General features: G+C 52.6%; 7 protein-coding genes and 2 pseudogenes. 4 read left to right on the top strand and 5 right to left on the bottom strand.

The window, feature by feature from the left end; translation table 11 throughout:
* Positions 1–130 precede the first annotated feature (130 nt).
* Positions 131–556 carry a hypothetical protein gene (locus tag AC2FIM_RS20065; protein ID WP_142640394.1) on the top strand — a complete coding sequence of 142 codons (426 nt, stop codon included), beginning with the start codon at positions 131–133 and terminating at the stop codon, positions 554–556.
* Positions 557–1,023: 467 nt separating this feature from the next.
* Here AC2FIM_RS20065 and AC2FIM_RS20070 read toward each other — a convergent pair.
* Positions 1,024–1,131: pseudogene (locus tag AC2FIM_RS20070) on the bottom strand (IS6 family transposase); the annotation flags it as partial.
* A 316-nt stretch (positions 1,132–1,447) separates the two neighbouring features.
* Entirely contained in the window at positions 1,448–2,944 is a 1,497-nt protein-coding gene (locus AC2FIM_RS20075; RefSeq protein WP_496679864.1) for an AMP-binding protein, read from the bottom strand.
* A 793-nt stretch (positions 2,945–3,737) separates the two neighbouring features.
* Here AC2FIM_RS20075 and AC2FIM_RS20080 point away from each other — a divergent pair.
* From AC2FIM_RS20080 to AC2FIM_RS20090, 3 genes are all read left to right on the top strand, one after another.
* Positions 3,738–4,316, top strand: a complete 579-nt coding sequence (locus tag AC2FIM_RS20080) for a TetR/AcrR family transcriptional regulator (RefSeq protein ID WP_496708380.1) — start codon at positions 3,738–3,740, stop codon at positions 4,314–4,316.
* A gap of 124 nt (positions 4,317–4,440) precedes the next feature.
* A complete protein-coding gene (locus AC2FIM_RS20085; RefSeq protein WP_142640397.1) occupies positions 4,441–4,854 on the top strand; it encodes an ester cyclase in 414 nt (137 codons plus the stop codon).
* A gap of 202 nt (positions 4,855–5,056) precedes the next feature.
* Entirely contained in the window at positions 5,057–6,133 is a 1,077-nt protein-coding gene (locus AC2FIM_RS20090) for a DUF2652 domain-containing protein (RefSeq protein ID WP_281973968.1), read from the top strand.
* A gap of 180 nt (positions 6,134–6,313) precedes the next feature.
* Here AC2FIM_RS20090 and AC2FIM_RS20095 read toward each other — a convergent pair whose 3' ends face one another.
* From AC2FIM_RS20095 to AC2FIM_RS20105, 3 genes and pseudogenes are all read right to left on the bottom strand, one after another.
* Entirely contained in the window at positions 6,314–6,775 is a 462-nt protein-coding gene (locus AC2FIM_RS20095; RefSeq protein WP_282022517.1) for a hypothetical protein, read from the bottom strand.
* A gap of 511 nt (positions 6,776–7,286) precedes the next feature.
* Positions 7,287–9,347, bottom strand: coding sequence for an adenylate/guanylate cyclase domain-containing protein (locus AC2FIM_RS20100; protein ID WP_496708379.1), 2,061 nt, complete (start codon positions 9,345–9,347; stop codon positions 7,287–7,289).
* 572 nt (positions 9,348–9,919) lie between these two features.
* Positions 9,920–10,123: pseudogene (locus tag AC2FIM_RS20105) on the bottom strand (IS6 family transposase); the annotation flags it as partial.
* Positions 10,124–10,457 lie beyond the last annotated feature (334 nt).

Here is a 10,457-nt window from a genome sequence, read left to right on the forward strand (position 1 = left end):
GGGGATAGGCGTCAACTTGAAGCCTTTTCTCAAAACCTTGACCTGTCAGCGCAATAAATCCGAACCTCAAATTTCCAAATTGGTTCCACCTACAGCGTATCAGACACGCTCTACCTAGAGGGACCAAGAAATGAAAAAGACACTGATTACATCCGTCACCGCATTCGCCATTGTCCTGAGTGCCGGAACGTCCACCGCTGGTCCGTTGCGTGACCATAGCCAACGCGGGTTTGCGCACAAAGTTCACTCATCAGTTTCGCAAACAGTCAATCACGCTGATGGGATGGCCAATACCTACCAAACCACCAATTCTTCCGGCTTTGGCTTCGCTTTACCTTCAGAGCGCCATCTGGGTCAAAATAACCTGTCCGCCACTCAGCAGTATCCCGCAATAAACCCGAATTGGAGCTGGGATTTGTCGGATGTTAATGTGATCGGAACTGATACTGGTGGATACGCAATCGAAGACGGTATTCGCCTGAATTGGGGTCAATTCAAGAAAACCAAATGCCTGGTCAAGTTGAAGAAGATGGTCGATACCTCATTGGTTCCGTGATCATTGTCGCGGCAGGGTTTGGGGTTATCATCGAGGGTTTTGCGGAAATTATTTATGATATCGCTTGTCCACTTGGCAATCTTAGCCCAGCTGAATGCTACTTATTCTGGAATGCGGGAGAATTTAGGTCCGGCTGCGATGTAATGCCGGTAACTGCTGCGCTTCAAAACTGAAAGGCCACTCTGTATAATGGGCAGATCACCACGTTATGGACCGACCATGACTCAAAACCCCTGCGCCGGCTCACAAGAGACGGTTCAGGGACTACTGCGTCAGGGAGATCATGCTGGGGTGTTCTGGGTGGAAGCCGATATGTCGGCTGAAACCTAGAGCCCGGTAACGAGACGGCAGGCTCGGGATTTGCTACAAAAACAGATTGCAGCCCAAAGTCACTCACCGATCGGGACGTAGCCGGCTTTGTTGCAAAATTTTGAGCACGACGAGCTGTTTTAACGATCGGATTGGAGCTAGACGGTCAGCTCAGCGAATTGTTTGAATGAACAGAGTCCAGGCTTGAATTGGCCTTTGCGGATCATGTGCGCCACCTCGATACCTGCAAAAGTTGCCGTAGCCGACCACTTAATACAGCACTGCGTGCAGGTGAATGATAAGTTTGCGAGTGCAAACCAGTAACGATAATGGCTCCCATTATCGTTATCGATACGAACGGCCCAACCCGGTCATTGTGATTTTTCGCGGTGCGCGCTCGCTACGGAAGAAATGCTGCATGCGCTCGAAATCTGGCGCTGTGACGCGGCGATGAAACCGGCCATTGGTGCAGCGCAGCGAGGCTGGAACGGTCAATTCACACAGTGCGGACTAAGTCGCCGTTCGCTGCCCAGCAGAATTGCCATGTATTTGAACGACGAAGCTTGCCTTCGAGAGGCTAGATCAAGTGGCGCCGACACTCGCTTCTCGGAGCAGGAACCTTTGAATTTTGCCGCTGGGTGTCTTCGGCAGTTCTTTGACGAATTCGATAAGCCGAGGATAGGCGTGTGCAGAAAGGCGCTGTTTGACATAATCCCTCAGCTCTGCAGCCAACGCCTCACTACCTTCTGTGCCTTCCGCCAGTACGACTACCGCTTTCACTATTTCGGTCCGTTCCTTGTCCGGCACGCCTACGACTGCCGCCTCCGTCACAGAAGGGTGTTCGATCAGGGCGCTTTCAACGTCGAACGGTCCGATGCGATACCCCGAAGAGGTGATGACGTCGTCGTTCCGCCCTACGAAAGTGATACATCCGTGTTCGTCCCGCTCCACCGTGTCCCCGGTAAGATAGTATCCGTTCTCGATCGATTTGTTGCCCTTGTTCAGGTAGCCGCTAAAGAACAAGAGAGGTGAATCCGCGATGTTGACGACCAATTGACCAGGCTCACTGAAATCGGCGATGCTGCCATCCTCGGCCAGAACCTCGACCCTGTATCCCGGCATAACATAGCCGGCCGATCCCGGACGGACCGGATGTTCGAGCCCGTGATGATTATTCACCAGCATACCCGTTTCGGTCTGCCCATAGTGATCTTTAATCGGCGCATTCATTTCGGCCTCGAACCAGCGGATGACTTCGGGGTTTAGCGGCTCGCCTGCGCTGCTGATGCACCGGATCTGATCGCGCAGCTGTGACGCGCGCTCGGTTCCGGCGGCGATGATTAGTCGAAACGCAGTAGGCGCGCCTGCAAAGTTAGTCACATTCAATCTCGAAATCACGTCATATGTACTGTCCACTGTGAATGGTCCCTCGACCAGAGTGGTTGCATGACCCAATAGTAGCGGGCCGATCAACGCATAGTATAGACCATAGGCCCAGCCCGGATCGGCAATGTTCCAGAAAACATCCTCATGCCGCAGACCGATCCCTTCGATCATGTAAGATCTAAAGGCAGGCAGAGCTTTTAGGGGCACGGGAACTCCTTTTGCGGGACCTGTAGTTCCAGATGTCGCCATCATGAACATCAGGTCATCGCCGTTCCGCAATACCGGGACGAACTCAGGCGATTGCGAGGCCATTGCCCGGCGGAAATCAATGTCTCCCCCAACAACCTCTTGTCGCGTGTCAGCAATCATCGCGACAGGCGGGCAACCTTCCACTTCGTTGAGCTTTTTGCGGTTCGCGGCGTCAGTCACAACCATCTTCGCGCCGCTCATGGTCAAACGGTCCTGAATGGCCTTGGGCCCAAAGGCTGTAAACAAAGGTTGATAGGCCGCACCTGCCCGGAGGGCGCCGAGAACAACTGTCACAAGATCCGGGGTGCGCGGCAACAGACCCGCCACGATATCGCCGGGTCGGATGCCTTGTTTCTTCAGCAAATTGGCGAAGCACGCAGCTTCATCGCGCAACTCTACAAAGTTGCGGGTCTCATGGTGCCCGTCCAATGCAATCCAGTTCAATGCCAGGGGATTGCCCTGCAAATGGGCATCACAACATTCTACGCATGCATTGATTCCGTCGCTGAAATTGCCGAAAAAGACAGACTTTGCGAGGTCCAGGTCAAAGTCCTCCAGCGTTTTGGAGTATTCTGGGGAAGTCCCAGAGTCAGAACTCGATTCCATCAAAACGTATTCCTCCAAATGCAGCCCTTAATTACCTTGCACTCAAATAGGTCGAATTTCCACGTTGGAGATTACGCGAACAATAGCGCGCCACGAGTGGTCCATTCAGTCCCGAACCAAAGCTCGATTTGGCACGAGACGGTAGGGCAACGGTCCAATGCGTGGCAGATGAAATGGGAGTGAGCCGACGCTCGTTACAGAGATACCTAAACGCGTCAGGATTCACATTTTCAGGGATACGCGACCAGGCTGTAAATCATGCAGCATTGCTCGTGCAAATGGCCTAGGTCAGGGTAGGCTCGTTCGACCATCGGAACTTTGCCACTCAGCGAATTTCATCGAACCGGTCATTGAAGGCCGCGCTGGAATGCGAAAATTGAGCCGCGCATTTTCTGCAGTTGGTTTGAACAATAAAAAGGCGGTCAATCCTGGCGTCAATTTGAGAAAACGCGGGAGCATTCTCGCTACACGGAGCAATGACAAATCAACTACTTGCCTGCGATTTGGAATGTAAGAGCGCACCATGCAAATCGTGGCAGCTCACGAAGATTCTACCCTCGTAACGGTTTCTTCTGATATTGCTCAGACGGTACGTGTTGCGATTTTTAAATGATCATTTTAATATGCTCCGATGGGTAGACCAAGATCATATTCACGCGAAGCTGTAGTTGAAAAAGCCATGGGTGTTTTTTGGCAAAACGGCTACAAAGCTGCATCGATAAGTGACGTTGTCCGCGAAACCGGGCTGAACACGGCCAGCATGTACAAGGAGTTTGGAGACAAGGAAGGATTGTTCTCAGCAGCTTTGGATCATTACCGCGATCATGTTATCGGGCCGCGCTATCGTATTTTGATCGACAACCCTAACTTAGAGGGCGTCGAAATGTTTCTCCGAAACGTTTTTTTGGGGGCCGCCAAGTCGGAATACAAGGGTTGCCTGATGATGAACCACCTTGCACAAAAGCATGTGATAAGTCCTGAAGCCGCAAAGCAAGTGGGCGCGTTCTGCGCAGAAGTCGAGTCATTGGTTGAAACTGCTCTTCGCAATGCCCAGGCGGATGGAGATATCGGGGCGGAAAAGGACACAGCGCAGCTTGCAAGCTTTGTGGTTTTTTGCGTTCACGGGACCGTCTTGTATGGGCGGCACGACGAAAAAAAGCACGTGATACCAAACTTTTACGACTTGATCATGAGGGAAATTCGCGAGTGAAGTTCATCCCTCATTTATTTTAAAATTGATTTTTTAAAATAAATGTTCTAAAACTATCCCATCCAGACGGAATTGAAGGCAACGACGCGCTGGACGCTAGTGAAACAGGGATAGGAGAAGCACGATGAGTATTTCCGAAACGGCTATGGCCTTCTTTGATGCATGCGAAACAGGCAAAGGCTGGAACGTCTGCAAGACATACTGTCAGGACGGTGCCACTTTTACATGCGAAGCCGACGCATTGGCCGATATCTCGACAATCGAAGATTATACAGCCTGGACGGCGGGAATTTTGACCCCAATCCCAGATGGCAATTACGACATCACCTCATTCTCGACTGATCACGAACGCAACATCGTAACGGCCACAGCAGTATTCAGCGGCAAACAAACCGGTGAAGGTGGACCAGTTCCTGCCACCGGCAAAGAAATCGCAACCAACTATGCCTACGTTATGGAATTTGAAGGTGATAAGATCGCCCGAATGACCAAAATCTGGAATGATGGGCACTCTCTAAAACAACTCGGATGGGCGTAGTGACGTCGCTATAGCGGCGGCGCCATTTAGGGGCTGTATTGCGGGAACTTGGTAACCACTTCGGGCTCTCACCGGCAACTTTGCGTCTGAGCTCCAGCCTACACACCATGATGACCGTCTATGGCGCATTTGGACCCAAAGTGGTTTTGAACCCTTTGTAGGTCAAAATAACCGCGCCAAACACTCTTTTGGGGAGCGTGCCATGTCAACACAAACTGGATATCTGTTGATCGCCGACATTTCCGGCTACACACAATTTTTGACCACTTCGGAAATGGATCACGCTAATCCGATTTTGCATTCCTTGCTGGGCGTACTGGTCGAACAGGTGGGTGATCCGCTCCATTTCTGGAAAACCGAAGGCGATGCCGTTCTGGCATATTCAACCCGGCAGGATTTCCCCTCCGGCGAGACCTTCCTGACCATCTGCGAGAATCTCTACAACGCATTTGCTCTTCGTCGGCAGGACATAATTGCCAACACAACCTGTACCTGCAACGCGTGTGCCAATGTCGGAGGGCTGGATTTGAAGGTTATCACCCATCATGGCCAGTTCGAAGAAATGCAACTTGGCCCGGTAAAAGACTTTTCCGGCGCCGACGTTGTTCTGGTCCACCGAATGGCCAAGACGAACGTTGTTGAAGCCACCGGTGTACGCAGTTACGCGCTGTTTAGCGAGGCCGCTGCAAACGCCATGGATATCAAAGGCATAGTGGAACCGTTTTCACAGGACATCGAACATTTTGGCGAGGTTTCGATGAAAGTCTACGATTTGGCTAAATCTTGGGAACGTTTGCGTGCCAACCGCGAACGCCATTTCTTGACCAAGGAAGACGGAGTTTGGACGTTCCTCCATCATTTCGATGCCCCAATTGCAGTTGTCTGGGAGGCGTTGGTCGCGCCGGAACTAAAGCTGAAATGGATGAACCGTGTACAGGAAATCACCGTCGACAGCCCACAAGGGCGTCTCGGCAATGGGTCGGGCTATCATTGCTCTCACGAATTGGCGGACTTTTTCTATCGCATCACTGATTGGGAACCGTTCGACTATTTCTCGACCTGCATCCAGGATCCGGCGCGCACTGGAGTAAGCCTGCCCGAGACATATCAGCTGACGCAAACGAACACCGGCACCGACTTGCGATACACAATGGGTCAAGCGACGGATGCCGAGGGCAATAGGTCGGAAATCTCAGAACAGGAGGTTTCAGCGTTCCTGGCAGAATTCTGGGCCGCATCGTTCTCTGATCTGGACGAACAACTCAAGGCCTCGAAGTAAGAGCGCTTTGTTGGGACGGCTTACATTGCGTCGGCAACCGCGAAATGCTGCTCTCTGTGATGTGTATGATGTCTGACGCCATCACCTACCGAACATTGGAGCAACAGTAACGTTTTCCCATGCCCTGCTTCCCACGATCAATCCAACGGCCCTACCCGTCATAAACTCAGGGACAACATTTCACTCAGGGATTTCCACGGTTCCTACTATGTGGGTTCGCCTCAAAGGTAGTGCTTGGTACATCGACACAATGTCCGTCGTGGCTATGCCCTCGCCAGTCATCCCATCATAGCGCCCAGTTCCGACGATAATTTCCCAAGAGTTTGCCGCGCCTTTTTCACCTGCTTTCCAACGCATCGTGAAAGTGTCTTCGCCCTCACCAAAAATGCATATTCCGGAGATTGAGTTGGTCCCATCTTGGTAACCGAACCCCGATCCAAGGCATCGAGCAAGCCCGCCGTCAACAGGACCTTCGATAACTTCAAATCCTCCTTTGTTGTCGGCGATGTGAAAAATATGATCACCAAGGTCAAAGTCTTCCTGAGAAAGCGGATAGAAATTATTAAGCTCGATGCGTTGCTCCTCGGCACTGGTCGCAGTACTAGTAGCGGCCAAGACCGAGATCAAAATTAGGTTTTTCATTAAGGCCTCCTAAGGCTCCATTCACCTTAAGAGTATTAGTGACATTAGCAAACGACGGGCATGTTAATTTCCGCTATTCATGAGCGCCCGCTCGTCTCGACCCGCCAGTATTTGCGGATTGTCCGGGAATGGGTGAAGCCCATAGACCTTGAGGCGAGCACCAAGGGAACGCATTCTAAGAGGTGAACCAAGGTTACTCAGATCTGCAGAAACATTGACAATCTGCGCAATAAGCGACTTCTGCCTGGACATACAAAAATGGATAGGACGGTTCGGTATTCTGGCCTAGAGTTGGAGAACACATTGGCCATCGCGGAAGCTTTTGAAATTTAGAGCCACGGGGTCGTTTTCCTAGACGGCCCAATCCGGACATTGGCTACCGGGTGGTGATGCCGCGGTCGCAACCCACTTTCCGGACATTCACTGCGAGAGCGAAGTCCCCGGCGCTGAGCACACACAACGCGAGACTTGTCGGACTTTCCCGAAGCCCCTTAACTTTAACGGAAGTTTCCTACTGGTTCTTGTTGGTGCTAGTAACCGCACGCCAGCCTTCCTTTGGCGGCCTGTCTAACAGGTCTTGGGCGAGGGCCATCATGGCGACTGAGGCGGGGTCTCCGTTTCGCGCCTGGTCTGCGGCCGCAAATGCGGCAACGGCCTCTTCAAACCGCCCTGTCCGATAATGTGTAAGGCCCTGTTCATAAGCCTCTATCCAGGCAAATGATCCAACACGCCCATCCGCCATCGCGATCAGTTCGTAGACCACCAGCTCTTCAACACGTCCAAACACCGTAAGCGTGTCCAACTCACGGACCACGATTGCGTCAGCGGCCTGTCGCCTCGTTTCCGGCCCGACCAGGATCAGTGTTCCATAGTCTTTGTTGGCCCCTTCCAACCGACTGGCAACGTTCACGACATCACCAATCGCGGTGTAGTTCAACCGCTGCTCTGATCCGATATTTCCGACCAGAGCCTCGCCGCTGTTCACCCCGATCCTGACGCGTAGGGGGTTGCCGGCCTCATCTTCAATTCCGGACGCGCCCACGGCAGCGACAAGGTCCAGCGCTGCGCGGCAAGCATTTTCAGCGTGGTTGGCATCTTTACGCGGCGCCCCCCAAAACGCCATCACGGCATCGCCAATAAACTTGTCGATCGTCCCACCGTTTTGAGTAATGGCCGCAGAGGCTGCGCTGAAGAAGGGCTCCATCAGCTGGACAATATTTGGGCCAAGTTTTTCGGACAGCCCTGTGAAACCCGCTACATCGCAAAACAACACAGAGATCTGTTTCATTTCTCCGCCCGGCTGTATCTTGATGCCCTCAGCAACCAGCATACGCACGAGATCGGTGGGCACGTATTTTCGGAAAGCGGACAAACCAGCGGCCATGCTCGCGGTTGCCGCAGAAAGATTGGCAAGCTCAGACAGTCTGGAGGGTCTGCGCTCAATGCGTTCGACGTCAAAGCGTTCGATTTTGCCAAGATCTTCGGCGATGCGTGCCAACGGATTTGCGACAATGCTTCGGATCAGCCAGATCGCCAGCCCGGTTGCGACGACCACCACACCGATCAAAACGTATATCAAGTTTATCAGCGCTTCATCGATGCTCGACAGAAACGCCGCTTCGGGTATGACCGTGGCAACGCGCCAGCCGTAAAACCCCAGTGGCGTCAGCGCCACCGCATAAGGCACGCCGTCGATGACGACACGTTTCGTCAACGTGCCTTGGGCATTCGCTTGGGGATCTGCCAACAACCTTTCGCCTGAGATCATGGCAACTTCATAAAGCTTCCCTTCGCCCATTCGCGCCGGGGTAATCTCATCCGCTTCTGCATCAGGTACTGCAATAACTTTGCCGTCAGCGTTCAGAATAAATGCCGCGCCGAATTCGCCGGGGGCAAGCGTGGCGAGAAAACGTGACAAACGATCCGTTTCGATTGCAACGGCCAGAACACCTTGCCGCGTTCGGTTGACGTCTATCGGACCAGCAAAGGCGTAAACGGTTTTTTTACTATCCGGAAGGTCGCGCGTTTCGATCCACCCCGCAGAGCTGAGACCCATGAAGTTTTCAAACCAGGCATGTTCGCGCGGATCATAGGATGTTTCGGCAAAGGTCCTCTCCTCGAACTGAATGTCACCGGGGATAAAGATATAGCGATCCTTCCGCAGCATTCGGTCGCGGATCCCCTTGTCGATTTCAATCATCTCAAGCCCGCCGTCACCTAGACGGTGCGACGCGAAAAAATTGCCATCGGGCCAGCCAAAGAACATCCATGAGATATTCGGCTGCGCCTGCAGTTGCGACAGAAAAACAAACTCGCGCTTGTCGGCCTGTCGCGTCGCGATGACGTTCTGGACAAAGATCGTGCGAACGGCTGCCCAGGCGGCTTCGGCCGACCTAAGCGTCACCCCCACCTCGATGCGGACAGTGTTCGCGATCTGGCCGTTGATTTCAGCTGCAAGCATGCGGCTATTGTCGCGCGCAGTCGTCCACCATAGGGAATGGACAATAAAGGTCGACACTCCGATAGACACAGCCACCAGAATTGACACAGCGATGCCCACGCTAAGTCGCACTTAAATCTCCGCCAAATTACTCATATTCTTCAGTATTGAATTGAGATTGCTAGGAGGGCATAACTTTTTTAGACCTATCCCGAAATCTCACGCAACTGTTAGGTAGCAGCAAAGCATTGTGTTGAAGCGGGCGCTTGAACATTGACTACTGTAGCTGACCTTTGCGATTTTTCCAGACGCTGTGTGCAAATGAACGGGCGGCCCGAACCCGCCATTGGCAGATTTGTCCCACCACTGCGCTGCAGCTCATCAAAGGAGACATTCGCCGCAGCCACGAAATCGGCAGGTCTACGAACTAACAGCTCGCGAAAGGAATCTGCCGTTCATCTACTCTGCCCTTCCGACCGCATATTGCGGGAAGAGCCACCGTTGGTCCGAATTCGCAAGTTCGGTATGATCTTAGCGGCATTGTCGCAAAATTCTCTGAAGTGTGAGGGCTGGTTGGAATTTATTAAGTTCAAGCGGTTAGGTTCGCAAACTGCTTGAACGGGCAGATTCCGACTCCGAACTGACCCTTCCTGATCATCTGCGCAACTTCAATCCCATCGAGCGTTGCAGAGGCGGACGCAGTTTCGCTTCTGGCGACGTGCCTTGTCGGCAATCAATGGCGCATATTTGACGATCCAACGGTTCAGCGTCGCGTGATCAACCTTAACTCTGCGCTCAGCCAGGATTTCTTCCAGATCCCGATACGACACTGAGTAGCGCAGATAGAAAAACACCTCGTGCAAGATCACATCTTTTGGGAAATGCGAGCCCTTGAATGAGATCGTCACCGGATGCTCCTGTCAATTTTGGGCTGGTCATTAATGTTGTTTTCTCCAGTGACAGAATAATAAAGTCTATTGAGAACCATCACCGCCAACCACTAATCCAAATATATAAGGGCGCTTCTGGTTAAACGTGGCCTTTGTGCCGAATGGGCAAAGCATTGGTTTGTCACCCGTCGCGCAAACACACCGCACCAAGAAATGGCGAACGGCATCTAATCTGATCTCTAGACGGCGGCGGCCGCTACCTGGAGGGTGCGTTGTGGGCTAACACTTGCCAGATCTCAGGCGTTAGCCCTGGATGCTAGCATTGGATCGAGTTGCCTTTCAGCACATCGAA

It is taken from the genome of Ruegeria sp. CDSC052 (assembly GCF_059610685.1).